This window comes from Streptomyces sp. CNB091 (genome assembly GCF_000377965.1).
Map to the genome: position 1 here is coordinate 1 of NZ_KB899021.1, position 26,630 is coordinate 26,630.

General features: G+C 72.1%; 23 protein-coding genes. 9 read left to right on the forward strand and 14 right to left on the reverse strand.

Annotated features, from left to right (window positions below; translation table 11 throughout):
* Both D581_RS0135400 and D581_RS1000000140435 read left to right on the forward strand, forming a co-directional pair.
* On the forward strand, positions 1-281 hold a 281-nt coding region (locus tag D581_RS0135400; RefSeq protein ID WP_018961695.1), incomplete at its 5' end, for a transposase.
* 28 nt (positions 282-309) lie between these two features.
* Entirely contained in the window at positions 310-1,764 is a 1,455-nt protein-coding gene (locus D581_RS1000000140435) for an NsdA family TPR-like regulatory protein (RefSeq protein WP_486585919.1), read from the forward strand.
* Between the two features lie 37 nt (positions 1,765-1,801).
* On the opposite strand, the gene D581_RS1000000140440 is transcribed toward D581_RS1000000140435, so the two are convergent.
* On the reverse strand, positions 1,802-2,212 hold the full coding sequence (locus D581_RS1000000140440; RefSeq protein ID WP_469222046.1) for a P27 family phage terminase small subunit: 411 nt from the start codon (positions 2,210-2,212) through the stop codon (positions 1,802-1,804).
* A gap of 611 nt (positions 2,213-2,823) precedes the next feature.
* On the opposite strand from D581_RS1000000140440, the gene D581_RS0135405 reads away from it, so the two are divergent.
* Together D581_RS0135405 and D581_RS0135410 are read left to right on the forward strand one after the other, a co-directional pair.
* Positions 2,824-3,018: a hypothetical protein gene (locus tag D581_RS0135405; protein ID WP_018961849.1), complete on the forward strand. Its 195-nt coding sequence runs from the start codon at positions 2,824-2,826 to the stop codon at positions 3,016-3,018.
* 510 nt (positions 3,019-3,528) lie between these two features.
* Complete coding sequence (locus D581_RS0135410) at positions 3,529-4,803, forward strand: serine hydrolase domain-containing protein (RefSeq protein ID WP_018961850.1); 1,275 nt, start codon at positions 3,529-3,531, stop codon at positions 4,801-4,803.
* An 84-nt stretch (positions 4,804-4,887) separates the two neighbouring features.
* Here the strand turns inward: D581_RS0135410 and D581_RS0135415 are convergent, their stop codons facing one another.
* On the reverse strand, positions 4,888-5,688 hold the full coding sequence (locus D581_RS0135415; protein WP_018961851.1) for an AraC family transcriptional regulator: 801 nt from the start codon (positions 5,686-5,688) through the stop codon (positions 4,888-4,890).
* A 161-nt stretch (positions 5,689-5,849) separates the two neighbouring features.
* Between D581_RS0135415 and D581_RS0135420 the strand changes: the two genes are divergently transcribed.
* Positions 5,850-7,322: an MFS transporter gene (locus tag D581_RS0135420; protein WP_018961852.1), complete on the forward strand. Its 1,473-nt coding sequence runs from the start codon at positions 5,850-5,852 to the stop codon at positions 7,320-7,322.
* Positions 7,323-7,346: 24 nt separating this feature from the next.
* On the opposite strand, the gene D581_RS0135425 is transcribed toward D581_RS0135420, so the two are convergent.
* The 10 genes from D581_RS0135425 to D581_RS0135470 all read right to left on the reverse strand — a co-directional run bounded on the left by D581_RS0135425 (position 7,347) and on the right by D581_RS0135470 (position 19,599).
* Positions 7,347-7,955, reverse strand: a complete 609-nt coding sequence (locus D581_RS0135425) for a TetR/AcrR family transcriptional regulator (protein WP_018961853.1) — start codon at positions 7,953-7,955, stop codon at positions 7,347-7,349.
* Positions 7,943-8,677, reverse strand: a complete 735-nt coding sequence (locus tag D581_RS0135430) for an enoyl-CoA hydratase family protein (protein ID WP_018961854.1) — start codon at positions 8,675-8,677, stop codon at positions 7,943-7,945. Before D581_RS0135430 ends, D581_RS0135425 begins: the two co-directional genes overlap by 13 nt.
* A complete protein-coding gene (locus D581_RS0135435) occupies positions 8,674-10,257 on the reverse strand; it encodes an AMP-binding protein (RefSeq protein WP_018961855.1) in 1,584 nt (527 codons plus the stop codon). The genes D581_RS0135430 and D581_RS0135435 overlap by 4 nt, the downstream gene beginning before the upstream one ends.
* Positions 10,258-10,524: 267 nt before the next feature.
* A complete protein-coding gene (locus tag D581_RS0135440) occupies positions 10,525-11,718 on the reverse strand; it encodes an acyl-CoA dehydrogenase family protein (RefSeq protein ID WP_018961856.1) in 1,194 nt (397 codons plus the stop codon).
* Entirely contained in the window at positions 11,715-13,694 is a 1,980-nt protein-coding gene (locus tag D581_RS0135445; protein WP_018961857.1) for an ATP-binding protein, read from the reverse strand. The genes D581_RS0135440 and D581_RS0135445 overlap by 4 nt, the downstream gene beginning before the upstream one ends.
* Positions 13,695-13,701: 7 nt before the next feature.
* Positions 13,702-15,309: a carboxyl transferase domain-containing protein gene (locus D581_RS0135450; protein ID WP_018961858.1), complete on the reverse strand. Its 1,608-nt coding sequence runs from the start codon at positions 15,307-15,309 to the stop codon at positions 13,702-13,704.
* Complete coding sequence (locus D581_RS0135455) at positions 15,306-17,039, reverse strand: acyclic terpene utilization AtuA family protein (RefSeq protein WP_018961859.1); 1,734 nt, start codon at positions 17,037-17,039, stop codon at positions 15,306-15,308. Before D581_RS0135455 ends, D581_RS0135450 begins: the two co-directional genes overlap by 4 nt.
* A complete protein-coding gene (locus D581_RS0135460; protein WP_018961860.1) occupies positions 17,036-17,842 on the reverse strand; it encodes a TIGR03084 family metal-binding protein in 807 nt (268 codons plus the stop codon). The genes D581_RS0135455 and D581_RS0135460 overlap by 4 nt, the downstream gene beginning before the upstream one ends.
* A 149-nt stretch (positions 17,843-17,991) precedes the next feature.
* On the reverse strand, positions 17,992-18,747 hold the full coding sequence (locus tag D581_RS0135465; RefSeq protein WP_018961861.1) for a methyltransferase domain-containing protein: 756 nt from the start codon (positions 18,745-18,747) through the stop codon (positions 17,992-17,994).
* A gap of 207 nt (positions 18,748-18,954) precedes the next feature.
* On the reverse strand, positions 18,955-19,599 hold the full coding sequence (locus D581_RS0135470) for a TetR family transcriptional regulator (RefSeq protein ID WP_018961862.1): 645 nt from the start codon (positions 19,597-19,599) through the stop codon (positions 18,955-18,957).
* Between the two features lie 90 nt (positions 19,600-19,689).
* On the opposite strand from D581_RS0135470, the gene D581_RS0135475 reads away from it, so the two are divergent.
* From D581_RS0135475 to D581_RS0135485, 3 genes are all read left to right on the forward strand, one after another.
* Positions 19,690-20,646, forward strand: coding sequence for an oxidoreductase (locus tag D581_RS0135475; RefSeq protein WP_018961863.1), 957 nt, complete (start codon positions 19,690-19,692; stop codon positions 20,644-20,646).
* A 79-nt stretch (positions 20,647-20,725) separates the two neighbouring features.
* A complete protein-coding gene (locus D581_RS0135480; protein ID WP_078626014.1) occupies positions 20,726-20,968 on the forward strand; it encodes a ribbon-helix-helix protein, CopG family in 243 nt (80 codons plus the stop codon).
* Positions 20,965-21,399, forward strand: a complete 435-nt coding sequence (locus D581_RS0135485; protein WP_018961865.1) for a type II toxin-antitoxin system VapC family toxin — start codon at positions 20,965-20,967, stop codon at positions 21,397-21,399. The genes D581_RS0135480 and D581_RS0135485 overlap by 4 nt, the downstream gene beginning before the upstream one ends.
* 54 nt (positions 21,400-21,453) lie before the next feature.
* Here D581_RS0135485 and D581_RS0135490 read toward each other — a convergent pair whose 3' ends face one another.
* Entirely contained in the window at positions 21,454-22,452 is a 999-nt protein-coding gene (locus tag D581_RS0135490; RefSeq protein WP_018961866.1) for an EamA family transporter, read from the reverse strand.
* 256 nt (positions 22,453-22,708) lie between these two features.
* Between D581_RS0135490 and D581_RS0135495 the strand changes: the two genes are divergently transcribed.
* Entirely contained in the window at positions 22,709-23,599 is an 891-nt protein-coding gene (locus tag D581_RS0135495; RefSeq protein ID WP_018961867.1) for a LysR family transcriptional regulator, read from the forward strand.
* 63 nt (positions 23,600-23,662) lie between these two features.
* On the opposite strand, the gene D581_RS0135500 is transcribed toward D581_RS0135495, so the two are convergent.
* Positions 23,663-26,551, reverse strand: coding sequence for an FAD-binding and (Fe-S)-binding domain-containing protein (locus tag D581_RS0135500; RefSeq protein ID WP_026291198.1), 2,889 nt, complete (start codon positions 26,549-26,551; stop codon positions 23,663-23,665).
* Positions 26,552-26,630 lie beyond the last annotated feature (79 nt).

The following is a 26,630-nucleotide window of genomic DNA, read 5'->3' on the forward strand; positions in this document are numbered from 1 at the left end:
GGAGGCCGGTGAAGGTCCGGGCGGACAAGGCGTACTACTCCGCGGAGCACCTCCGCTGGCTCCGCAGCCGGAACCTCATCGCGCGGATCGCCCGTCCCGGTATCGAGTCCGGCGAGCAGCTCGGTCGGCACCGCTGGAAGATCGAGCGGTCGATCTCCTGGCTCTTCGGCTACCGCCGACTCACCGTCCGGTACGAACGAAAGGGCAGCCACTTCCTTGCCTTCCTCGGCCTCGCCGCAGCCCTGACCTGCTACAAAAGACTTGCGAAAGTCACCACGTGAGACGTCCTCTTAAGAGCTTTAAGAGGCCATGGCACGGGAGTTGGGGCGAGTGACACCACAGCCGAACACCGGACTTGAACGCCTGTACCACGAGAGCCGATGGACCCTGCGGCAGTTCGCGCAGGAGGTCAACCGCTTAGGCACCGAACGCGGAACACCTCTGCGGTACCGGGAGCCCTCGGTCCACCAATGGTTGAAGGGCCACCTGCCGAAAGAGACTGTTCGGCCGCTGATTCTGGAAGCGCTCTCCCGGAGACTGCTCCGTCCCATCACACATGCCGAGGCGGGATTCCCGCCTCCGGAAGGGTCCAGCAGTCACCCGACTACCGTCGAAGGGCTGGTAGACCTCGGGAGGCAAGACATGGACCCCTCACGCCGAAGCGTCCTGAGTGCAGGACTGTTCTCCGTTGCCCTTACTGTCCCAGGGTGGCCGGATGTTGTGGGGCGCGTAGAAGCACTGGAAAAAAACCCTAAACTCCGGATCGGACAGTCAGAGGTAAGCGCAGTCAGAGCAATGACGGAGCGCCTGTCGGACCTGGATGACGATTTTGGCGGTCGTTACGCGCGCCCCATGGCCGCAGCGTTTCTAGTCAACACGGTGACCCCTTATCTCAACGCTGACGCGTCTAGCGAGACACGAAATTCCATGCTGTCCGCCGCCGCCTTTCTCTGCTACCTAACCGGATGGATGGCAGTAGACGAAGGCTCGCACGGCAGAGCACAGCAGTATTACGTGCAAGCCCTCGAACTTGCCGGGGCGGGCGGGGACCACAACACCTACTGCCACGTTCTACGCGGCATGTCCGTGCAGGCCGCGAACCTCGGTCACGGAACCCCAGCGGCGAGACTCGCGAGCGCAGCCGCAGAGGCAGCACCCGAGTCCACTCCTCGCATGCGGGCATTCATGGCGGGGCAACAGGCCCACGCCTATGCTCTAGCAGGAGAAAAGACAAACGCGCTCACGAGCCTGCGCGAGGCGGAGCGGGCGGTAAATCAGGCAGAAAGCCAGCTTGGGACTTTCGGCGGTTTCAGTTCCGCCACCCTCGCCTACTCAACCGCGGAAGTACGTCACGCGTTGGGCGATACCAAGGGTAGTGTCGAGTCTCTGCACGACCATTTCCGACTTCGGGACTCGACGGACATGCAGCGCAGTAAACTGATCTTTAGTTCTCTACTAGCCGAGAGGCAGCTTCAAATCGGCCACCTGGAAGCCGCGTGCTCTACATGGACTTCCGTTCTCGATGAATATCCGGCTATCCACTCGGGAAGAATTGATGGGCAAGTTAGGAAAATCTCTTCACTCTTGTCTCCTTATCGCCGAAATTCGCTCGCTCGGCAAACAACTGAGCGCGCTATCTCGCTCACCGGGAAATTAAAAAAACCGCCCACTCACCTCGCAAGGGTAAAAGGGCGGGTTTCCTGGGCGCTGGAATTCAGTCCCAGATATCCGAGTCGTCGTCATCAAGTTCGGGGCTGGCAATAGAAGTTCGGGAACTCGGCGAGAGACCTAATTCCCTAATTTAGCGGGAAAGCTGGGAACGGCACTGGGCTGCGATGGCCGCCGCACCATTCTTCACCGTGCCCCGCTCGGCGGTCACCATGAGACCCCGGGAGGAGAGGTCTCGTTCGGTCTGGTCAATTCGCGCGACGCAAACGCACGCGTCTTTCACGGTGCTGTAATCAACCTCCCCGATACCGGCAGTGATTTCGAGTATGGGCACCAGACGTCGCCATTCGGCGGAGGCCACGACACGGCACCGGGTGTTGGCAATCTCGGTCGCACTGTCGGGCGAGCGAGTGAACACCTCGGTCCAGTCGGGTTCGATCAGGATGGCGCGGGGCGCGATCGATCCTTCTCTGATTCGCTTTTTGGATGGGTTCCCTTCGCGTGCCTGTTGAACGGCGGGCTTCGGACGGTATCGGTCTGCCATGAACTTCCTTTCCTGGTTTGCCGGGGTTTCCAAAAAAGGCCGCATCCCCACCACGCGACGCACGGTCCGCGTTCGCTTCCCTGGTGTGCTTCGGACAGCGACCACCACGGGGGCAGCTCGGGGCACCTGGGGACGGAGGGGGTCCGGGGTCTACAAGGCGCAGGGGCCCCTCCCCGGCAACCAGCGCTACTACTTGCACACACCGTAACGGGACGCTGATCGATAGCCGCACGTCAGGTGCGTGCATGCCGGGATGGCCCGGAGCGGGAGTCGCCCCTGCCATGACTGCCTGTACGTAGTGTCAAAGATCCCGGGCCGCTTTTGTACACAAGCGGCCCATGACGTCTCGGTAGCAGAGGGCGATAGCCTCAAGTCCTGACCAGCGCGATACGTCTCGGGGGCAGCGAAGCCCCTGGTCGCCGTCCGGAGCGTCTCCGAACCCGGACGGACCGCGAGCTCCCGACTCTGCGTAAGCCAACGAAAAGGCCCCATGCAGTCCCGGGTAACTCTCGAAGCGGCATAGCGTCAGCCGGACCGGAACCCTGCGTCGTGGCGGTACGCCGCTTTTCTCACCTACGTCACGCAACGGCGCGCGACAGGAGTCAGAGGACATGCAGACCAAGCCGAGCAGAGCCCAACGTGAGGACATCGACATGCACCGCAGTGCGGAGACCGTTCCCTGCGCAGTATTCGAACTCCGCTGCGGTGGGCTCCACCTGACGATCCAGCGCGTTCCCGGATGGCTGGTGGCAGCCCTCGCCACGGCCACAGGAACCGTGCTTGCTGCCTGGTTCACCTCGCAGTGACAACGGGGGCACCGGCCCGGCCACGACCGGTCGTCCTCCCCAAGGGAACGTCGACGCGTCCTCGGCCGTACTGACAAGGCGGCGAGTTGGGGCTGATGGACCCCGCCATCCGTCTCTCCCGGTCCATCGCCGCGACACCTCTCGACCCGGAGTTCGTCGGGATCGGACCTTCCGAAAGGCGGTGGACGTACGAGGAGATACTCATCGCCCTCCCCGGCACGGACGCCGGGGGAGCGGACAGCCCGCGCTACGAACCCTCCGGTATGACCGGAGTGGTGCTGGGGCCCGTGCCGGGGTGCACCTCACGTACGAGACCGTCCGACTCCCTGGGACACCACCCCGACGGGCCTGTGCCGCGCGGTGCCCCGTGCCGCGCGGCTCCGAACGAGTGGACTTCGCAGGGCGCGGCCGGGATGCGGTACGGAGTCCGAGGGGGCGGGTGGTGTCGTTGCCGTCGCTCCGCTCCCCTCCCTCCCTCCCTCCCTCCCTCCCGGTCCGGAAGAGGCCCTTGTGCGACGCTCCCCCACCCGACGCCTGTACGCCGCGATGCTCCTCGCGGCGTCCGTACTGGCCCCGATGGCCGTGGCTCCCGCCCCGGCGGTCCACGCCGCAAGCCTCGACCGGCACGATCAGCACGATCAGCACCAAGGGAACGACCGACTCGGCAGACATGACCGGCACGGCCAGGACGACTGTCCGCCCGGCGGTCTCGGTCCCGAGCTGACCTCCAAGCTGGACAAGGCCATCACGGACGTCCGCGAGCAGGCCGGCATTCCCGGGGTCGTCGTCGGACTGTGGATGCCGGGGAAGGGGAGTTACGTCCACGCGGGCGGCGTCGCCGACACGGCCACCGGTGAGCCGATGTCGGCCGGCACCCGGATCCGGATCGGCAGTGAGACCAAGACGTTCACGGTCACCGCGCTGCTCCAACTCGTCGACGACAAGCTCGTCAAGCTGGACGACCCGATCTCGCGTTACGTCCCCGGCGTGCGCAACGGCGACCGGATCACGCTGCGCCAGCTCGCCGGGATGCGCAGCGGCCTGTTCCCGTACACGGCCGACGCGGACTTCGTGCACGACCTGCTGAGCGACCCGTACCGTTCGTTCACCCCTCGGGGCGTGCTCGCGTACGGCATGAAGCACAAGAACACCTTCGAGCCGGGTGCGGAGTTCCAGTACTCCAACTCCAACCTCGTCCTGCTCGGCCTGGTGATCGAGAAGGTCACCGGTCAGAAGCTCCGCCAGGTCATCCACGAGCGGGTGCTCCGCCCCGCCCACCTGCACGACACGCTGTTCGCGACCGGGGCCGAGTTCCCCGAGCCGCACGCCCGCGGCTACACCGACCAGACGCTGAGCGGCGAGACCGAGGACGCCACGGACTGGAACCCGTCATGGGCGTGGGCGGCCGGCGCGATGATCTCCGATCTGCACGACCTGCGCCGCTGGGCCAAGGTCGTCGCGACCGGAGAGCTGCTGAGCCCCGCGACCCAGGCGCAGCGGCTCAGGACGCAGCCGACCGGCTTTCCGGGACTCAGCTACGGCCTCGGCATCTTCGACGCCGACGGGTGGATCGGGCACAACGGCTCCCTGCCGGGGTACGAGACCGTGACCGTCTACCTGCCCGCGCAGAAGGCCACCCTGGTCATCATGATCAACACGGACTCCCTCAGCGATGGCCAGGAGCCGTCCACCCTGCTCGCCCGCGCGGTCACGCGGATCGCCACCCCGGACCACGTCTACGACGGCAGCGCCTCCCGGGAGCCGGCCACTCCGGCCACTTCCTGAGGCCGCCCCGGCCGCTCCCTGAGAGGGCCTGTCGGCTTCGAGCACGTCGGGCTCCGCGTTCCCCGGGCCCGCACCTCGCGGTGGTCATTCATCGGCGGTGCTCGGAGCAGACGCCCCGAACGAAGCGTCGCCCCTGAGGTAGCGTCCCGGTGAAGTGCCGACGGCTCGCCGAAATGCCGCGAGGAAGGCGCTCGGTGTCGCGTATCCCACGGTGTGCGCGACCCGGGAAACGGGCTGGCCCTCGGCGAGCAGGGGAAGCGCGGCACGCAACCGCATCTGGGTGCGCCAGCGGTCGAAGTGCATGCCGGTGTCGTGGACGAACAGCCGGGTCAGGGTGCGTCGGCTCACCCCGACGGCCCGTGCGTGCGCCTCAAGGTTCCGTGAGTCCGCCGGGTCGGCGAGCAGCGCGTCGGCCACGGCGCGCACGCGGTCGTCGGTGGGGTGCGGGACGTCGATGGGCGTGACCGGCAAGGGGCGCAGCAGATCCAGGACGACCGCCTCGGCCCGTAGCCGCGGGCCGTCCTGGAGGTCCGTGCGGCTGAGGTGGGCGAAAAGGTGCGCCAACAGCCCGTCGACGCCGATCGGCGTGGGGTCCGCCCAGTCCAGGTCGCATCTGTCCGGCGCGAAGTAGAGGCTGCACAGCACCGCCTCGCGGGTCGCACCGGTCCGGTGGACCACCCCCGCGGGCAGCCACAGCGCCCGTGTGGGTGGCAGGACCCAGTAGGCGTCGTCGACGGCGACGCCGAGCACGCCGCGCCGCGCCCAGACCAACTGGTGCTGCAGGTGGCTGTGCGGGACGAACCACTCCCCGTACGCCAACGGGAAGCTCCCGACGACGATCGCGCCCACCCCGGGTGGGACAGCTCCCACGAAGGCCTCGGTCATGGCCCCAGCCTATGGCCTCATCGCGATACGACGTGGCCCTGTAGCGCATCGCGGTCAGCCCAGTCGGTGCATAGCGTCATTGGCATGCCGATCGATCACCCACCGCGCCACGGGCGCTACCGCAGTTCGCAGGGGCCGTTGACGAGGACAGGACGCTGCGCATGACGTCGGCACCAACCACCGTCACTGCCAACGCCCTTGGGCGCCGCCGTGCGGCGCTGGTCGTGCTGTGCTTCGTACAGTTCATGCTCGTTCTGGACGACAACGTGGTGAGCGTGGCGCTCCCCAGCATGAGGGAGGATCTCGGCTTCGGCACCGCGGGCCTGGCCTGGGTCGTCAACGCCTACTTCCTCGCCTTCGGCGGGCTGTTGCTGCTGTTCGGCCGCATGGCCGACCTGCTGGGCCGCAGGCGCGTCTTCCTGACCGGTGTGGCGCTGTTCGGCGCGGCGAGCCTGGTCTGCGGGCTCGCGCAGGAACCCTGGCAGCTGGTGGCCGGACGGTTCGTCCAGGGCGCGGGCGCGGCCATGGCCAGCCCGGCCGCGCTGGCGCTGATCGCGCTGTTGTTCCCGGGCACCGAGGAGCGCGCCAAGGCGTTCGGCATCTGGGGCGGCATCGCCGCTCTGGGCGGCACGATGGGCCTGGTGATCTCGGGCGCGCTGACCGGCCTGGCGTCCTGGCGCTGGATCTTCCTGATCAACCTGCCGGTGGCCCTCGCAGCCGTTGTGCTGCTCCCGCGTCTGGTCCCCGAGAGCCGGTCGGGGCGCGCGGTGCGCCTCGACGTACCCGGTGCGGTACTCGGCACCGGTGCCCTGGTGGCCCTGGTCTACGGGCTGCTCCGGGCCGGGGAGTCGGGCTGGGGCGACACGACCGCTGCCGGGTCCCTGGTTCTGGCCGTGCTTCTGGCCGTCGCCTTCGTCGCGGTCGAGGCACGGACCGCCGAGCCGCTGGTGCCGTTGTCGTTCCTGTCCTTCCGCATCCGCGCCGTCGCCAACGGGACGACACTGCTGTTCTCCGCCGCGATGTACGCGATGGCCTTCCTGCTGATGGTGCACCTGCAGACGGTGCTGGGCTATCGCCCGCTCACAGCCGGTGTCGCCTACCTGCCCTATGGTGCGGGCATCCTCGCGGGCATGTGGCTCTCCTCCCGGGCGGTGGCCAGGCTCGGCGTGCGCCCCGCCCTCGTCCTGTCCTTCCTGATCAGCGCGGCCGGACTGCTGCTGCTGTCCGGCGTGGCACCGAGCGACGGCTACGCCTGGGGGGTGCTGCCCGGAATGCTCGTCACGAGCCTCGGATGCGGACTGGCACTGCCCGCCCTGACCGTCGCCGCGCTCACGGGCACCACCGGGGAGAACGCCGGACTCGGCTCGGCCGTCCTGAGCTCCGTTCAACAGGTCGGCGGCGCCGTGGGGGTGGCGGTGCTCGTCGCTCTGGCTTCGCGCCGCAGCGACGCCCTGGCCGCGCGGGAGGGCACTCTGCACGCCGCGACGGAAGGCTTCGCATTCGCGCTCACCGTCGCTGCCGCCCTCGTCGCACTCGGCGCCGTCCTCATCGGCGCCTTGCTCGGGAAGAAACACCGCCTTCAAGGCGCGCTCGACGCCGCGGAGGCTCCGGCCGGCCACGACAACCGTACGTAGCCATCGCTCCGGTCGCCGCCGGGCTCACTCCAGCCCCTCCTCCACCAGCGCCGCCCACTGCGCCACCACCCGTGCCCGCCGGGCGGCGTCGTCGGTGAGGAGGTTGGCCAGGCCGAGGCCGCGGGCCATGTCCAGGAGGCCCTGGACCGTTTCGCGGGCCCCGGGGCGGGATTCGTCGGCGCCCAAAAGTTCGACGGCGATCCGGTGCGTCTCCCGGCCCACCCGCGCCTCCAGTTCCGTCACGCGCGGCCGGAGCTGGGCCTCGTTGGAGGCGGCGACCCAGAGCTGGAGCGCGGCCCGGAAGAGGGGGCCGGTGTAGAGGTCGACCAGGGCGGCGACCACCTCGGCGCGGCCCTGGACGGGGAGCGCGCGCAGGGCGGCGGAGCGTTCCTCGGCGACATACTCCACCGCCCCCGTGAACAGGTCCTCGCGGGTCGGGAAGTGGTGCTGGGCCGCGCCGCGCGAGACGCCGGCCCGCTCGGCGACGACGGAGACGGTGGAGCCCGCCCAGCCGTGTTCGGCCAGGCAGGCCACCGCCGCCTCCAGGAGCCGCTGCCGCGTCGCCCGGCTGCGGTCCTGCTTCGGCGCGTGAGCAGCCTTGGACGTGGAAGAGGAGGAGGTCACCGCACCCATGCCGGGTCCCGTCGTTCGAGGAAGGCCGTCATCCCCTCCCTCGCCTCGTCGGAGGCGAACAACGCGGCGGATCGGGCGACGAGGTCTTCGGCGTACTGGTCGAAACTCCTCAGCACGGTAGCCGTGACCAGCTCCTTCGATGCGGCCAGCCCCTGCGGCGAGGCCCTGCGCAGGCCGTCCAGGATGGGGACGAGTGCCTGGTCGACGTCCTCGGCGGCCGCCGTGACCAGCGAGATCCTGGCCGCCTCCGCCGCGTCGAAGCGCTCCCCGGTGAGGTAGTAGCGGTGCGCCGCCGTGCGGTCCAGGCGCGGCAGCAGGGTGAGGGAGATGACCGCCGGGGCCAGGCCGAGGCGGGACTCCGTGAGGGCGAAGGTCGAGGCCGGGCCCGCCACCGCGATGTCGCACGCCGCCAGCAGGCCCAGGCCGCCCGCCCGGACATGGCCCGTCACCCGGGCCACGACCGGTTTGGGCAGCGCGACGATCTCCCGCATCAGGCCCACGAACGCCTCCGGGTCCGGCGGCTCCTTCAGGTCCGCCCCGGCGCAGAAGGTCGTGCCGGTGTGGGTGAGCAGCACCGCCCGTACGGTGCCGTCCGCCGCGCACGCCGCCAGTGCCGTGCGAAGTTCGCGCACCAGGGAGGCGGAGAGCGCGTTGCGGTTCGCCGGGGAGTCCAGCGTCAACGTCGCCACTCCCCGGTCCGCCGTCCGTCCGATCAAGGTCACTTCTCCTCCGTCTTCTCCCGGTCGCGCAGCTCGCGCCGGAGGATCTTGCCGGACGCCGCCCGGGGCACCGCCTCGACGAACTCGGCCTGCCGCACCTTCTTGTACGGGGATACGCGTTCGGCGACGTACGCCAGGACGTCCTCCACCGTCAGGCCGTCCGCCGCCAGGCCCCGGACCAGGAACGCCTTCGGGACCTCGTTGCCGTCCGCGTCGTACACCCCGATCACCGCCGCGTCCGCCAGGTGCTCGTGCGTGAGGAGCAGGGCCTCCAGCTCAGCGGGGGCCACCTGGTAGCCCTTGTACTTGATCAGCTCCTTGACCCGGTCGACGACGAACAGCCAGCCGTCCGCGTCGACCCGCCCGACGTCGCCGGTGTGCACCCAGCCGTCCGCGTCGATCATGGCGGCGGTGGCGTCGGGGCGGCCCAGGTAGCCCTTCATCACCTGGGGGCCGCGGATGAGGATCTCGCCGTCCGCCCCCTCCTGCGCGTCCGTCGCCGGGTCTTCCAGCGACACGATCCGCATCTCGGTGCCCGGCAGCAGCTTGCCGACCGTGCCCGGCGGCGGCAGTTCGGCGGAGAGCGGCACCACGTGCGTCCCCGGCGACAGCTCCGTCATCCCGTACGCCTGCCGCACCGGCGGCACTCCCAGGCGGGCCGAGCAGGCGGCGGCCAGGTCGGCGTCGAGCGGGGCGGCGGCGCTGACGACGTACTGGAGCGAGGAGAGGTCGTACTCCCCCACCAGCGGGTGTTTCGCCAGGGCCAGCACGATCGGCGGGGCCACGTACAGGCCGGTGATCCGGTGCGTCTGGACGGCCTCCAGGAACTGCGCCAGGTCGAAGCGGGGCAGGACGACCACCGTCGCCCCGCAGCGGAGCGGGGCGTTCATGAGGGCCGTCAGACCGTAGATGTGAAAAAAGGGCAGCACCGCCAGGATGCGGTCGCCCTCGCCCATCGGGATGAACGGTCTCAGCTGCTCCAGGTTGGTCGCGATCGAGCGGTGCGTGAGCATCACGCCCTTGGGGGTGCCCGTCGTGCCGGAGCTGTACGGGAGCGCCGCGACGTCCTCGCCGGGGTCGATGGCGATCGTAGGCACGGGGGCGGTGGAGGAGAGCATGTCCAGGATGGAGGTGTGGCCCTCCGCCCGGTCGCAGACGTAGATCTCCCTTATGCCGCCGGTGAGTTCGGCGGCCCGACGAGCGGTCGCCAGGAGCGGGGAGACCGTCACGATCCACTCCGCCCCGCTGTCCGCGAGCTGCTTGGCGAACTCCTCGGGTGTGGCCAGCGGGTGGACGGTGGTGACCGAGGCCCCGGCGCGGGTGGCCCCGTAGAAGACCGCCGGGTAGGCGATGGTGTTCGGGCTGTGGAGGGCGAGGACGTCGCCCTTGCGGAGACCGGCCTCGGCGAGCGCGGCGGCGATGCGCCGGTGGAAGCCGTCGAGCTGGGCGTACGTGAGGGAGGCGCCGTTCGTCCCGTCGATCAGGGCGACGGTGTCACCGAACCCGGCGGCCCCGCCGAGGACCGCGTCGTGGATGGGCGTGTCGAGGGCCGGTACGTCTGCGTACTCGCTGCGGAACACCATGGCGGTCCCCTGTCGTCGCGGACTCCCGCACCGCCCGGGAGGGGCGGTGCGGGACGCCGTGCGGGTGTGGAGGGTCAGAATCTCCCCTGTGGGGGAGGGATGGGGAGAGGTCGGACGCGTTTCTCTCCGGCCGGGACGGGCCGGGGCGGGCCGGACCGGGGCGAGGCGGACCGGGGCAGACCGGGGCGGGGCGGGGCGAGGCGGACCGGGCCGGGGCGGGGCGAGGCGGGGCGACGCGGACCGGGCCGGGCCGGACCGGACCGGGGCTCAGTAGGACTTCGGCAGGCCCAGCGTCTGGTGCGAGACGTAGTTCAGGATCATCTCGCGGCTGACCGGGGCGATCCGGGCCACCCGGGACGCGGTGATCAGGGAGGCGAGACCGTACTCGCGGGTCAGGCCGTTGCCGCCCAGGGTGTGCACGGCCTGGTCGACCGCCTTCACGCACGCCTCCCCGGCCGCGTATTTCGCCATGTTGGCCGCCTCGCCCGCCCCGACGTCGTCGCCCTCGTCGTACAGCCGGGCCGCCTTCTGCATCATCAGGCGCGACAGCTCCAGGTCGATGTGCGCGGTGGCCAGGGGGTGCGCGATGGCCTGGTGGGAGCCGATCGGGGCCTTCCACACCTGCCGGGTCCTGGCGTACTCGACGGCCTTGGAGAGCGCGAAGCGGCCCATGCCGATGCCGAAGGCGGCCGTCATGATCCGTTCGGGGTTGAGCCCCGCGAAGAGCTGGAGGAGTCCCGCGTCCTCGTCGCCGACCAGGGCGTCGGCGCGCAGGCGTACGTCGTCCAGGACCAGCTCGAACTGCTTCTCGGGGGCGTGGAGTTCCATGTCGATCTGGTGCCGGCCGAAGCCCTCGGCGTCGCGCGGGACGATGAACAGGCAGGGTTTGAGTTTCCCGGAGCGGGCGTCCTCGGTGCGGCCGACGATCAGCGTGGCGTCGGCTATGTCGACGCCGGAGACGAAGACCTTGCGGCCGGTGAGCAGCCAGTCGGCGTCCGGGCCCGTGCCGTCGCGGCGGGCGGTGGTGGTGATGCGGTGGGAGTTGGAGCCGGCGTCGGGCTCGGTGATGCCGAAGGCCATGGTGAGGCTTCCGTCGGCGAGGCCCGGCAGCCAGGTGCGTTTCTGCTCGTCGGTACCGAAGCGGGCGATGACCGTGCCGCAGATCGCGGGCGACACGATCATCATGAGGAGGGGCGATCCGGCGGCCCCCAACTCCTCCAGCACGATGGAGAGTTCCGCCATTCCGCCGCCTCCGCCGCCGTACTCCTCGGGGAGGTTCACCCCGAGGTAGCCGAGCTTGGCGGCCTCCGCCCACAGCTCGTCGGTGTGCTTGCCCTCGCGGATGACGCCGGTCATGTAGTCACGCCCGTACCGCTTGCCGAGGGCGGCGACGGCGGCGCGCAGAGCCTGGTGCTCTTCGCTTTCGAGGGTCGTGCCGACGGCGGTGCGTGCGGTGCTCATACGGTCTCCTCCGGTACGGGGATGGCGGCCGGGTCTTCCTGGACCACGGCGAGCAGCGCGCCGACCTCGACCTGGAGTCCGGGGGCGGCGTGCAGGGCGGTGAGGGTGCCGGAGGCGGGGGCGAGGATGCGGTGCTCCATCTTCATCGCCTCCAGCCAGACCAGCGGCTGCCCGGCCTCGACGGGGCCCCCGGCGGCCAGGCCCTCCGCGAGGCGGACGACGGTCCCGGGCATCGGGGCGAGCAGGGAGCCCGGTGCGGTGTGCGTGGCGGGGTCGGTGAAGCGGGGCAGTGCGGTGAAGGCGTACGAGGCGGCTTCGGCGTCCACGTACACCCGGTCGCCGTCACGGTCGGCGGTCACCGTGAAATGCCGCGCCACACCGCCCACTTCGAAGGTGACCCGGTTCGGGGTGACGGCGAGGGCCCGGACGCCCGGGGCGTCGTGCGGTTCCGGGACGCCGGTGCGCGGGGTGCGGTAGGCGACCTCGTGCTCGGTCCCGTCGGGTTCGCTGCGGTACCGCTTGACCTGCGGTCCCGATGCGACGTTGCGCCAGGCCCCGAAGCGGGTGGGGGCGGGGCCGCCGGAGGCGGCGGTGCGGGCGGCTGCCGCCAGGGCCGCGGCGAGGGCGGCCGTCGCCGGAGCCCGGCCGGGGGCCGGGGCGGTCAGGTCGCCCAGGTGCCGGTCGTAGAACCCGGTATCCAGGCGCGCCGCCGCGAAGTCCGGGTGGCGCAACGACCGTACGAGCAGATCGCGGTTGGTGACCGGGCCGTGGACCCGGGCCCGCTCCAGCGCGCGGGCCAGCAGCCGGACGGCCCCCGCGCGGGTCGGGGCGTGCGCGATCACCTTGGCGAGCATCGGGTCGTAGTGCACGCCGATGGTGTCGCCGCCGGTGTACCCGGTGTCCAGGCGCAGGCCCGGCGCGTCCGGCACGTCCAGGGTGCGGAGGACTCCGGTCTGCGGCTGCCAGTCGCGGGCGGGGTCCTCGGCGTAGAGCCGGGCCTCGACCGCGTGGCCCGACGGCGACGGGGGCGCCGGTTCCAGTGGCTCGCCCTCGGCCACCCGCAGTTGCAGGGCGACCAGGTCGAGCCCGAACACGGCTTCCGTGACCGGGTGTTCGACCTGGAGGCGGGTGTTCATCTCCAGGAAGTACGGGCGCCCATCGGCGGAGACCAGGAACTCCACGGTCCCCGCGCCCCGGTAGCCGACCGCCCGGGCGGCCGCAATCGCCGCGTCGCGCAGCCGGGTGCGCAGGGCGTCGTCCAGGCCGGGGGCGGGGGACTCCTCGATGACCTTCTGGTGGCGGCGCTGGAGCGAGCAGTCCCGGGTGCCGAGCGCCCACACCGTGCCGTGCTCGTCCGCCATCACCTGGACCTCGACGTGCCGGCCGCGCTCCACGTACGGCTCGGCGAAGACCTCGCCGTCCCCGAAGGCGGACGCGGCCTCGGCGGCGGCTGCCAGCAACTCGCCCGGGAGTGCGTCGAGTTCGCGGACGATCCGCATGCCGCGTCCGCCGCCGCCGGACGCCGCCTTCAGCAGCAGCGGCAGATCGTCGGGGCCCGCCGTCGCCGGGTCCACGGGGGCCAGCAACGGCACCCCCGCCCCGGCCATCAGCTCCTTGGCCCGGGTCTTGGACGCCATCAGCTCGATGGCCTTCACCGGCGGGCCCACCCACACCAGGCCCGCGTCCCGCACGGCGGCGGCGAAGGCGGCGTTCTCGGAGAGGAAGCCGTACCCGGGGTGCACGGCGTCCGCCCCGGCGGCCAACGCGGCGGCCACGACGAGGTCGCCGCGCAGATACGTGTCGGCGGAGGCCGCGCCCGGCAGCCGTACGGCGAGGTCGGCCTCCCGTACGTGCAGGGCGCCGGCGTCCGCGTCGGAGTGCACGGCGACCGTGGTGATGCCCAGGTCACGGCAGGTGCGGAAGATCCGGCAGGCGATCTCGCCCCGGTTGGCGACGAGCAGGGTGCCGATGGTCATCTGGGCCTCACATCCGGAAGACGCCGAAGCCGCCACGGGCGCCCTCGACCGGTGCGGTGTGGATCGCGGACAGGCACATGCCGAGGACGGTCCGGGTGTCGCGCGGGTCGATGACCCCGTCGTCGTACAGCCGTCCGGACAGGAACACCGGCAGCGACTCCGCCTCGATCTGCTGCTCCACCATCGCCCGCAGTCCGGCGTCCGCCTCGTCGTCGTACGGCTGCCCCTTCGCGGCGGCGGAGGCGCGCGCGACGATCGACAGGACCCCGGCGAGCTGCTGCGGTCCCATGACGGCGGACTTGCTGCTCGGCCAGGCGAAGAGGAAGCGCGGATCGAAGGCGCGGCCGCACATGCCGTAGTGGCCGGCCCCGTAGGACGCCCCCATCAGGACCGACAGATGCGGGACCTTCGAGTTGGCGACCGCGTTGATCATCATCGCGCCGTGCTTGATGATGCCGCCCTGCTCGTACTCCTTGCCGACCATGTAGCCGGTGGTGTTGTGGAGGAAGAGGAGGGGGATGTCGCGCTGGTTGGCGAGCTGGATGAACTGGGCGGCCTTCTGCGACTCCTCGCTGAACAGCACCCCCTGTGCGTTGGCGAGGATGCCGACCGGGTAGCCGTGCAGCCGCGCCCAGCCGGTGACCAGGCTCGTCCCGTACAGCGGTTTGAACGCGTCAAAGTCCGAGCCGTCGACGAGCCGGACGATGACCTCGCGCGGGTCGAAGGGCGCTTTCAGGTCCCCCGGCACGATACCGAGCAGCTCGTCCTCGTCGTACACGGGCGGCTCGGCGGGACCCGGATCGGCGTGTGCCTTCCGCCAGTTGAGGCGGGCGACGATGCGTCGGGCCTGGCGGATCGCGTCGTGCTCGTCGACGGCGAAGTGGTCGGCGAGCCCGGAGGTGCGGGCGTGCATCTCGGCGCCGCCGAGGGACTCGTCGTCGCTCTCCTCGCCGGTCGCCATCTTCACCAGCGGCGGTCCGCCGAGGAAGACCTTGGACCGCTCCTTGATCATCACCACGTGGTCGGACATGCCGGGGACGTACGCGCCTCCGGCGGTCGAGTTGCCGAACACGACGGCCACCGTGGGGACTCCGGCGGCGGAGAGCCGGGTGAGATCGCGGAAGAGGGCCCCGCCCGGGATGAAGATCTCCTTCTGGGACGGCAGGTCGGCCCCGCCCGACTCCACCAGGCTGATGGCAGGGAGCCGGTTGGCGAAGGCGATCTCGTTGGCGCGCAGGGCCTTCTTCAGGGTCCACGGGTTCGAGGCCCCGCCGCGCACGGTCGGGTCGTTGGCGGTGATCAGGCACTCGACGCCCTCCACCACCCCGATCCCCGTGACGAGCGAGGCGCCGACCGTGTACTCGGGGGAAGCACTGCCCCAGGCGGCCAGGGGCGACAGCTCCAGGAACGGGGTGTCGGGGTCGACGAGCAGCTCGATCCGCTCGCGGGCCGGGAGCTTGCCGCGCTCCCGGTGCCGGGCGACGTACTTCTCACCGCCGCCCGCGAGCGCCTTGGCGTGCTCGGCCTCCAGCTCGGCGAGCTTGGCCACCATGGCGGCCCGGTCGGCCACGTACTCGGGGCCGTCGGTGTCGAGCCCGGTGGGCAGGACGGTCATGCGGTCACCTCCGGGAGGGGGACGCCTTCCAGCAGCGGTACGGGGACGGGGAGCCACCGCGACCGCAGCCACTCCCCCAGCGCCTTGGCCTGCGGGTCGAAACGGGCCTGCGCGGCGACGCCCTCGCCCAGGAGGCCGTGGACGGTGAAGTTCAGGGCGCGGAGGTTGGGCAGGACATGGCGTACGACGGTCAAGTCGGCGCACTCCGGCAGCAGTTCCTTCAACCGCTCGACGGTCAGCTCGTGCGCCAGCCACCGCCAGGCGTCGTCGTCGCGCACCCAGACGCCCACGTTGGCGTCGCCGCCCTTGTCGCCGCTGCGGGCGCCCGCGACCAGACCGAGGGGTGCGCGCCGGGTGGGGGTGGAGGCGGGATAGGGCTCGGGGAGCGGCGGCGCGTCGACCTCGGCCAACTCCCGCGTGCGGGCGGGGGGTGCCTGTAGCTCCCTGCGGCCGTCCGGGAGTACGGCGGTGTGTTCGACGTCCGTCGCCGGTACGGGTCTGGCCTCGAACACCCCGTAGGGCGCGCCCTTTCCGGGCGGGGCGGTGACGTGGAAGCCCGGGTAGCTGCCGAGGGCCAGCTCCACGGCCGCCCCGGAGACGGTCCGGCCGACCGCGTCGGCGTCCCTGTCGCGGACGACGAGCCGCAGCAGGGCGCTGGCCCGCTCCTCGGTGTCGGCGTCGGCGCGGTCGGTCCGGGCAAGCTCCCAGCGCACCTCGGCCGGGGGGCGCCCGCCGGCGCGTGCCAGGGCGTCGGCGAACTGGTCCTTCACCAGCTCCGCCTTGGCCTCGATGTCCAGGCCGGTGAGGACGAAGACGACCTCGTTGCGCCAGCCGCCGAGCCGGGTGAGCCCCGCCTTGAGGGTGGGCGGCGGGGCCTCGCCGCGTACGCCGTCGACACGGACCCGGTCCGGGCCGTCCGGGGTCAGCGTCACGGTGTCGAGGCGGGCGGTGACGTCGGGGCCCGCGTACCGGGCTCCGCCGGTCTCGTAGAGGAGTTGGGCGGTGACGGTGCCGACGTCGACGACCCCGCCCGTACCGTCGTGCTTGGTGATGACCGAGGAGCCGTCGGCGTGGATCTCGGCGAGCGGGAAGCCGGGGCGGCGGAGGAGGCGGGCGTCGTGCTCGCGGAAGAACGCGTAGTTCCCGCCGGTCGCCTGTGTGCCGCACTCCAGGACGTGCCCGGCGACGACGGCCCCCGCGAGCGCGTCCAGGTCGTCCGGGCCCCAGCCGAAGTGGGCGGCGGCGGGCCCGGTGACCAGGGCCGCGTCGGTGACCCGGCCGGTGACGACGACGTCCGCCCCGGCCCGCAGACAGGCGGCGATCCCGGAGCCGCCGAGGTAGGCGTTGGCGGTGAGGAACCCGTCCGGGACGGGCAGGCTGTCGCCCTCGACGTGGGCGACGGCGACGGGCACGCCGACCCTCTGGGCCAACTGCCATACCGCGTCCGCCAGTCCGGCCGGGTTGAGGCCGCCCGCGTTGGCGACGATCCGCACCCCGCGCTCGTGGGCGAGGCCGAGCCCTTCCTCCAGCTGGCGCAGGAAGGTGGTGGCGTAGCCCTTGTCCGGGTCCTTGAGGCGGCTCCGGCCGAGGATGAGCATGGTCAGCTCGGCGAGGTAGTCCCCGGTGACGACGTCGAGGGGGCCGCCGGTCAGCATCTCGCGCAGCGCGTCGAAGCGGTCGCCGTAGAAGCCGGAGGCGTTGCCGATCCGGAGGGGCGCGGGGGCGCTCACCGGGGGTCGCCCTGCTCCGCGCGGGGCGTGCGGCCCGGCCCGGGAGGCCCCGCGAAGGCCTGGGCGATGGAGAGCCACTGGTCGGCTTCGCGTCCCTCGGCGGTGACCGCGAGGTCGGACCGGTGGGCGCGCTGGGTGACCAGGAGGCAGAAGTCGAGGAGCGGCCCGGTGATCCGCTGGGCGGCCCCCTCCGGCCCGTACGTGAGCAACTCGCCGTCGGGCACGCGTAGCTCGACGCGGAACTCCTCCTCGGGCGCGGCGATCCCGCGTACCCCGTAGGCGTAGTTCCGGGCCCGGACGCCGATCCGCGCCACGTGCCGGAGCCGGGCGGTGGGGGCCCGGGTCACGCCGAGGGCGTCGGCGATGTCCTGGCCGTGCGCCCAGGTCTCCATGAGCCGGGCGGTCGCCATGGACGCGATGCTCATCGGCGGCCCGTACCAGGGGATCCGAGCGCCGGCCGGGGCGTCCCTCAGGACCTTGTCGAGCCGCTGCCGCCTCTCCCGCCACCGGGCGAGCAGGGCGTCCGGGTGATGGGCGGCGACCAGCGCCCCGGCCGCCTCGTCGACGAAGGTCTCGGGCGCGGCGAGGGCCTTGGCCACCTCGTCCCCGAACCGGTCCGGCTCGGTGGCCGCCAGCAGCGCGACCTCGTCGGTCCAGCTGAGGTGGGCGATCTGGTGGGCCACGGTCCACCGCTCGGCCGGGGTCGGCCGACGCCAGCCGGGCGCGTCCAAAACCCTCACCAGAGCGTCGAGTTCGTCGCTCTCTTCGCGCAGATCGTCGATCACGGCTACGACAGCGGACACGTGCGCTCCCCTCGGGACCGGGTGTGGTGCCCAGGAGCATGGCAGCGCGCCGGGAAACAATCAAGCACGCTTGCATGATTTACCTGCCGCAGAACGGCCCGCCGCAGGTCGCGACGGTCACGGGGCTCTCAGCGACGGTCACGGGGCTCTCAGCGGTGTGCGTGGGTGAAGACGAATCGGCCCTCGAATTCGATCACCGGCCCGGGGTGGCGGGTGTCGATCTCGCGCAGACCCTCCGCCAGCTCCTCGTCGTCGAAGGTGCCGAGGAGCGACATGAAGCGATTGGCCACCCAGGTCAGCCACTGCTCCTTGGCGATCGACAACTGATACCTCTCGCACGCCACCTCGACCTTCAGACCGCAGGCGGCGAGCACCCTCCTCATGTCCTCGGGGTCGATGTAGGCCTGCTCGTGCAGTTCCACCGCCTTGTCGAACAGCGGATAGTCGATGCGCAACGGCCAGGTCACGATGACCAGCCTTCCTCCCGGAGCGAGCAAGGCCGCCAGGGCGCGCAGTGCCGTCGGCACATCGCGAGCGTGATGAATGACGTCCTTGGCCAGCACCCCGTCGAGCCGCCCCGCGTGGGGGAGCTGGACGGACCCGGTCACCAGATCCTCGATGGACGCGCGCACCGGCACGAAGGAAGGCGAAGTCGGCAGTTTCGCCAGCATCTTCGCGGAGGGGTCGACGCACACGACGGTGCGCGCGTGCTCAGCCATGGACCGCGCGTACAGGCCGCTACCGCACCCGATGTCCGCGGCCCGGTCCCGGGGCTGGAGGCCGAGCCTGGTGTCGATGCACCGGTTCATCCAGGCGACGAACTCCGGGCTGTGGGCCCAGCTCTCTTCGAAGTCGTCGGCGAGGCGCTCGTAGTGGGCGGCAAGGTCATCGGGCTGCAGGGGCATGTCGCCGTGTCCTCACGTTGTTTCTGCGGGTCAGAGCGGAATACACGATGGCATGGACGACTCGATGGCATGGATGACTCGATGCCATAAGCCAGCCTCACCTGCGCGTCGTCCCCCCGCACAGCGGCATCCGCCATTGGAGCCAGGTCGACGCTGGACGACCACGGCGGCGCCCCGGTCCGGATACCGGTGGCCCTACCGGTGGCCCTACCTGGGAGCGCCGGGCGTCCCGGCCGTGTCCAGCGCCGGGGCGAGGAAGGCGAAGGCCCGGACGGTGAGCGCGGCGGGGTCCTCGACTCCGTCGCTGTCGCTCCAGCGCCGCAGCACGGTGTCGAACGCCGCGAGCGCGGCCCCGGCGGCGAGGCGCGGGGAGAGGTCCGCCACCGGGTCGAGCCCGAGGCGGCGGGCCGTCTCCACGGCGAGGTCGTCGCGCCACTGGGCCTGGTGCTCCAGGAAACGGGCGCGCAGGGCGGGTGTACGCAGGATCAGCTGGACGACCCGCAGGGCCCGGCCGGAGTGCTCGGCGCCGTCGGCGCAGGCCGCCATGGCGACCCAGACGGCGTGGCGCAGGGCCGCGGAGGGGGGTTCGGCCTCGGGGCGGGCGGCCAGTTCGGCGCGCATGCCCGTTCCCATGTCGGCCAGGAACTGGACCACCACGTCCTCCTTGGACGCGAAGTACCGGAAGAACGTCCGCTTGGACACGCCGGCGGCGGCGGCGATCGCGTCGACCGTGACCGCGTCGAACCCTTCCCGCGCCATCAACTGGAGCGCCGATTCGGTCAGTTCGTCGGTGACGAGCTGCCGTTTGCGCTGGGCCATGGTCACTGCGGGGCGGGTACTCACGCCCACCATCGTAACGCCATGCCATGCCTGACACTCGGTATCTCCTTGACGTCTAGTATCGACTTGACACCGAGTGACACGCACGACAACGTGTGCCGCATGACAGCACAGGACGGGAAGCAGAAGAAGCCGCGCTGGACCGCCGAGCGGATCCCCGACCAGACCGGCCGGGTCTCCGTGGTCACCGGGGCCAACAGCGGCCTGGGCCTGGCGACCGCCCGGGCCCTCGCCCGCCGGGGCGGGCACGTGGTCCTCGCCGTGCGCGACGAGGAGAAGGGACGCCGGGCCGTCGCCGACATCACCGCCGACCGGCCGGGGGCCTCACTGGAGGTGCGCCGCCTGGACCTGGCCGACCTCGACTCCGTACGGGCGTTCTCCGACGCCCTGCACACCGACCACGCGCGGCTGGACACGCTCGTCAACAACGCGGGGGTCATGGCACCGCCCCGCACGGCCAGCGTGCAGGGGCACGAGCTGCAGTTCGCCTGCAACCACCTCGGCCACTTCGCCCTCACCGGGCTGCTGCTCGACCTGCTGGCGGCCGGGCGGCGGGACCCCCGCGTCGTCACGGTGACCTCGGTCAACCACCGTAAGGCGCACCTGCGCTTCGACGACCTGAACAGTGAACGCGACTACGGGCCGATGGCCTGCTACGACCGGTCGAAGCTCGCCAACGCCGTCTTCGGGCATGAGCTGCACCGGCGGCTGACCGCGTCCGGCAGCCCGGTCCGGAGCCTGCTGGCACACCCGGGCTACACCGCGACGAACCTCCAGACGAGCGGGCCGACCGGCCTGGTGAAGCTGCTGTTCGGCCGCGTCCTGCGGCCCCTCGCCCAGCACCCCGGCGCGGGCGCCCTTCCGCAGCTGTACGCGGCGACCGCCCCGGACGCGCGGGGCGGCGACCTCATCGGCCCGGACGGCCCCGGCGAGCTGCGCGGCGGACCGACCCGGGTGGCCCTCGCCCCGGCGGCCGTCGACGCCGCGACCGGGCGGCGGCTGTGGGAGGTGTCGGAGCAGCTGACCGAGGTCCGCTTCCCGCTGCCGGCGGCCGAGTGACGGGGCGGGGCCCCGGCAGCCCACTAAGGTTTCGCCTACCACCCTGCCCTACGTAGGGCAGGGTGGTAAAATCGGCGGCATGATAAAGACGACCGTGTACCTTCCGGAAGAACTGGAAGTGCGACTGGATGCCGAGTCCTCCGCGACCGGCGTCAGCAAGGCCGAGCTCATCCGGCGGAGCATCGCCTTGCTGCTGGACAGCGCGGAGCGGCCGAAGCGCACCCGGGAACTGCCCGTCTTCGACAGCGGACGCTCCCGCACCGCTGACGAGATGGACGACTCGGTGTACAAGCATCTCAAGGAACGGACCGCACGTCGTTGATCATCGTCGCCGATACCTCGGCTCTCTACGCCGCTTTCGACGCCGCACAGGCGGAGCACTCGGAGGCGGCCAGGATCCTGGAGAACGAGCGGCTCGCCATCTCCCCCCTGGTCGTCACCGAGCTGGACCACCTGGTCCATCGCGACCTGGGATTCCCGGCGGCCATGCAGGTGATGGAGGCATTGAATTCCCGTATGGACGACGGGCAGTACCGCCTCGCCGAACTGAGGCTCGCGGACCTGCGGAACGCTCAGGAAGTCCGTCAGAAGTACGAAGGCCTCCGGCTCGACCTGGCCGACGCGGTCGGAGTGGTCCTCGCCGACCGGTACCGGACGGACCGCATCTTCACCTTGGACCAGCGCGACTTCCGCGCCATGTCCCCCCTGACTCCCGGGCTGAACGCCTTCCGCATCCTGCCCGCCGACGGCTGAGGGCCGGGCCGCAGCCGCCGACCGGGGGCCCGGCCCCGTCCCACCGCCGGGGACTCACCCCTCGCGGCGCGGGCCCGTCCGGCTGCGCACCGCGCCGACGCTGGCCCCGATGACCAGGGCGATGGCGAGGGCGTCCGTGGTGGAGAGGGCCTGGTCCAGGATCAGGAAGCCCGCACCGGCGGCGATGGCCGGTTCCAGGCTCATCATCACGGCGAACGTGGGCGCGGGCAGCCGGCGCAGCGCCATCAGCTCCAGGGTGTACGGAAGGACCGAGCTGAGGAGGGCCACCGCCGCGCCGAGCGCCAGGGTGGACGGGACCGTGAGCTTCGCGCCGGACTCGATGATGCCCAGAGGCAGCGAGAGGACCGCCGCGACCACCATCGCCAGCGCCAGCCCGTCCGCCTGCGGGAAACGGCGGCCGGTGCGGGCGCTGAACACGATGTACGCCGCCCACATCGCCCCGGCCCCCAGGGCGTACGCCGCGCCGACCGGGTCGAGGCGGTCGAAGCCGCCGCCGCCCAGCAGGACGACGCCGGCGAGGGCGAGGCCCGCCCACACGAGGTTGATCAGGCGGCGCGAGGCGAACACCGAGAGGGCCAGCGGGCCGAGCACCTCCAGCGTGACGGCGATGCCGAGCGGGATCCGGTCCAGCGCCTGGTAGAAGAGCGTGTTCATGCCGCCCATCGCCACGCCGAAGGCGAGCACCGTGCCCCAGTCGGCACGCGAGTGGCCGCGCAGCTTCGGGCGGCAGATCACCAGCAGGATCAGCGCGGCGGCCGCCAGCCGCAGGGTGACGACGCCCAGCGCGCCCGCCTTCGGCATCAGGAGCGCCGCGACGGCCGAGCCGAACTGGACGGACAGGCCGCCGGCGACCACCAGCACGATCGGCGTCAGCGCCGCCCGGCGCTCGGCCCCGGTCCGCCCGGCGGGCGCGCCCGCGCCCAGGCCTTCCTGGGCGTCCGCACCCGCCCCGGCGCCTTCGAGTGCCGGCACCGCTTGGGGTACGGCGACGGCTGCGGCGGCCGGTTCGGCGGCGCTGCGCTGGTCGTTCACGGGGGACCTTCCGAGGGAACAGGGAACAGGGAACGGGGAGCGGGGAGCGGGGAGCGGGGAGCGGGGAACGGGAAGCAGGGAACAGGGGCAAGACAGATCAGTCCACTGTAATGGACCGGGGAGTACGACAAGACGTACTGTTCCGCCGACGGCGGGACGTCAGGGCGTACTGCGTCGCCGCTGGGCGTCCCTTCACCGTAAGGACCCCCGCGCGTTCCGTGAAATACCGATCAAGCTCCCGTTATGCTCCCCACGCATGAACGAAGCGCCCCCCACCGGCCGCCCCGTGGAACTCCGGCATCTGCGGGCCTTCCTCGCGGTCGCCGAAGAGTTGAACATCACGCGTGCCGCCGCCCGCCTCCGGCTCACCCAGCCCGCCGTGTCCCGCACCCTCGCGGCGCTGGAGCGGCACCTGGGGGTCCGGCTCGTCGACCGTTCCACCCACCACCTCGCCCTGACCCCCGACGGCGTCGCCTTCCGTGACAAGGCCGCCGCCGCGGTCGCCGCCTTCGACGAGGCCCTCGACCCCGGCCGGCTCCGCACCTGGCCGCTGCGGCTCGGGCACGCCTGGTCGGCCTTCGGGCCGTACACCACGCCGTTGCTGCGGGCCTGGCAGGAGCGCCACTCGGGGACCCCGCTGGAGCTGCTCCGGATCGACGACCGCACCGCCGGCCTGACCCGGGGCGAGGTCGACGCGGCGTTGCTGCGGGGGCCCGTGGACGCGCCGGGGCTCGTCGTCGAGGTGCTGTTCACCGAGGTCCGGGTGGCGGCGGTGACCGCGGACGGGCCGCTCGCCGGGCGGGCCTCGCTCGCCCTCGCCGATCTCGCGGAGGGCCCTGTCGTCCTGAACACCGTCTCCGGCACCACCACCGCCGGCCTGTGGCCGCCGCACGCCCGGCCGGCCACCACCGTCACCGTCGGGAACACCGACGACTGGCTCACCGCCATCGCCGCCGGCCGCGGCAGCGGGGTGTCCACCGCCTCGACCGCGTCCCTGCACCCGCATGCGGGAGTCGCCTACGTCCCGCTCGACGACGCCCCGGGCGTCCCGGTCCTCCTCGCCCACCGCGACGCCCCCGGCCACCCCGCCCTGCCGGAGCTGGCCGCGCTGGCCCGCGAGATCGTCGCCGGGGGCGCGCCGCGCTGAGCCCCGGGCCTGGCCCGGCGCTGAGCCCCGGGCCGGGGCCTACGCCGGGCCCCGGGCCGGGGCCTACGCGCTGCCCCCCGGCCCCTCGTCGACGGCCGTCGCAGCCGCCTCCTCGATGGCCTCCGCGACGACCTCCGCCAGGTGCCGGGCGCGCCGCCCGGCCAGCTGGTCGAGCTGCGTACGGCAGGAGAAGCCGTCCGCGAGGAGTTCCGTACCGGGTTCCGCGTTCCGTACGGCGGGGAGCAGCCGCTCCTCCGCGCAGGCGACGGACACCTCCCAGTGGCCCTTCTCGAAGCCGAAGTTCCCGGCGAGCCCGCAGCAGCCGCCGCTGAGTTCGCCGGTGAGGCCCATCCGTTCGCGCAGCCCGCGTTCCGCCGCGTCGCCGAGGACCGCGTGCTGGTGGCAGTGCGTCTGGCCGGCGGCCGGGCGGTCCAGGCGGGGCGGGGTCCAGTCGGGGGCGTACTCCTCCAGATACTGGGCGAACGTCCGCACCGAAGCGGCCAGTTCGGCGGCGTGCGGGTCGTCGGGGAGCAGTTCGGGCAGGTCGGTGCGGAGCGTCGCGGCGCAGCTCGGTTCGAGGACGACGAGCGGGTGGCCCGGCGGGAGGCGGAGCCGGTCCAGGGTGCGGCGCATCACGCGGCGGGCCGCGTCGAGCTGCCCCGTGGACACGTAGGTGAGGCCGCAGCACAGACCGCGCGGGGGCGGCAGCACCGTGCGCCCTGTCGCCTCCTCCAGGACCCGGACCGCCGCCCGGCCCACCTGCGGGGTGAGGTGCTCGGTGAAGGTGTCCGCCCAGAGCGCCACCACCCGGTCCGAGGAGAGGCGCCGGGTCTCCTTCCCCCGGCGGCGGCGCAGCCACCGGCTGTACGTCTCCGTCGCGAGCACCGGGATCGTGCGCTCGGGCGCGATCCCGGCCAGCCGTTTCGCGAGCGCGGCGAGGGGGCGCAGCCGGGCCAGCGCGTTGAGGGGCCGGGCGAAGGGGGCGGTCAGGCGCAGCCACTGCGGGAGCCGGCCCATCGCGTAGTGGGCGGCGGGGCGGAGCCGGCCCCGGTAGTGGTGGTGCAGGAACTCCGCCTTGTACGTGGCCATGTCGACGCCCACGGGGCAGTCGCTGCGGCAGCCCTTGCAGGAGAGGCACAGGTCAAGCGCGTCCCGGACCTCCTCGCTGCGCCAGCCGTCCGTGATGACCTCGCCCGCGAGCATCTCGTGGAGCAGCCGGGCCCGGCCCCGGGTCGAGTGGGCCTCCTCGCCGGTCGCCCGGAACGACGGGCACATGACGCCCGCGCCGCTCGCCTCGGTCGTACGGCACTTGGCGACGCCGACGCAGCGGCGGACGGCGCCCGCGAAGTCCCCGCCGTCCTGCGGGTAGCCGAACTCCACGTCCACCGGGCGTTTCGGGAGGACCGCGAAGCGAAGGTTCTCGTCGAGGCGGGCCGGGCGGGCGAGGATGCCGGGGTTCAGGCCGCCGTCCGGGTCCCACAGGTCCTTGAACCGGTGGAAGAGGGCGACGAGTTCGTCCCCGTACATCCGGGGCAGCAGTTCCGCGCGCGCCTGGCCGTCGCCGTGCTCGCCGCTGAGGGAGCCGCCGTGCGCGACGACGAGAGAGGCCGTCTCCTCGGAGAACCGGCGGAAGCGGGCCACCCCGGCGTCGGTCATCAGGTCGAAGTCGATGCGGACGTGGACGCAGCCTTCGCCGAAGTGGCCGTAAGGGGCGCCGCGCAGGCCGTGTTCGGCGAGGAGGGTCCGGAAGTCGCGGAGGTACGCGCCGAGCCGGGCGGGCGGCACCGCGCAGTCCTCCCACCCGGGCCAGGCCTCGGTGCCGTCGGGCATCCGGGTGGCGGTTCCGGCGGCGTCCTCACGGATCCGCCACAGGGCCCGCTGCCCGGCCGGGTCCGTGACGACCGTGCCGTCCACCGCGTCGGCGGCGCGCAGGACGCGTTCGGCGTGTGCGCGCGCCTCGGCCGGGGTGTCGCCGCCGGTCTCGACGAACAGCCAGGCGGCCCCGCGCGGCAGCCCGACGGAGCGGGTGACGAGGTCGGCGGCCATGCCCTCGACGGTGAGCGGCCGGTACGGGAGGAGGCCCGGGGCGGCGTCGGCGGCGGCGGACTCGTCGGCGTACCCGAGGACCGCCAGGGCGCGGGCGCGCGGGGCCTCGACCAGGCGGACGGTGGCCTCGGTGACGACGCCGAGGGTGCCCTCGCTGCCGCAGAACGCCCGGACCGGGTCGGGGCCGCCGGGGTGTTCGGGAAGCAGGGCGTCGAGCGCGTACCCGGAGATGCGGCGCGGGAGGCCGGGGTAGCCGGTGCGCAGGAGGGCGAGATGGGCGGCGACGAGCGCTCCGACGCCCTCGGGCCCCTCGCCGTTCCCCTGTTCCAGGTGCAGGGTCTCGCCCCCGTACCGGACGACCGACAGCTTCCGCACGTTGTCCGCCGTCGTGCCCCAGGCCACCGAGTGGGCGCCGCAGGAGTTGTTGCCGATCATCCCGCCAAGGGTGCAGCGGCTGTGGGTGGAGGGGTCGGGGCCGAAGGTCAGGCCGTGGGGTGCGGCGGCGGCCCGCAGGTCGTCCAGGATCACGCCGGGCTGGACGACGGCGGTGCGGGCGGCGGGGTCCAGGTCGAGGATCGTGCGCAGATGGCGGGTGAGGTCGAGGACGAGTCCGGTTCCGGTGGCCTGTCCGGCGATGGAGGTGCCGCCGCCGCGCGCCACCACCGGCACCTCGTGCTCGCGGCAGACGGCCAGGGCGGCGGCGATGTCGTCGGCGTCGCGCGGGGCGAGCACGCCGAGCGGCACCCGGCGGTAGTTGGAGGCGTCCATCGTCGTCAGCGCACGTGCGGCGGCCCCGAAGTCGCTCGTGCCGCGTACGGCGGAGCGGAGGGCAGCGACGAAAGCCGGGGAAGCCGCCCGGGGAGTCGCCGGTCGAGTGTCGGTATGCGGTCGATGCTGTTCGGCCATGGTCTCAGCATGCCGTCGCGTCAGGTGAACTCTTGGTATGCGCCAGGATCAAAGCACGTAAGCAGTACAAAAAAGCCCA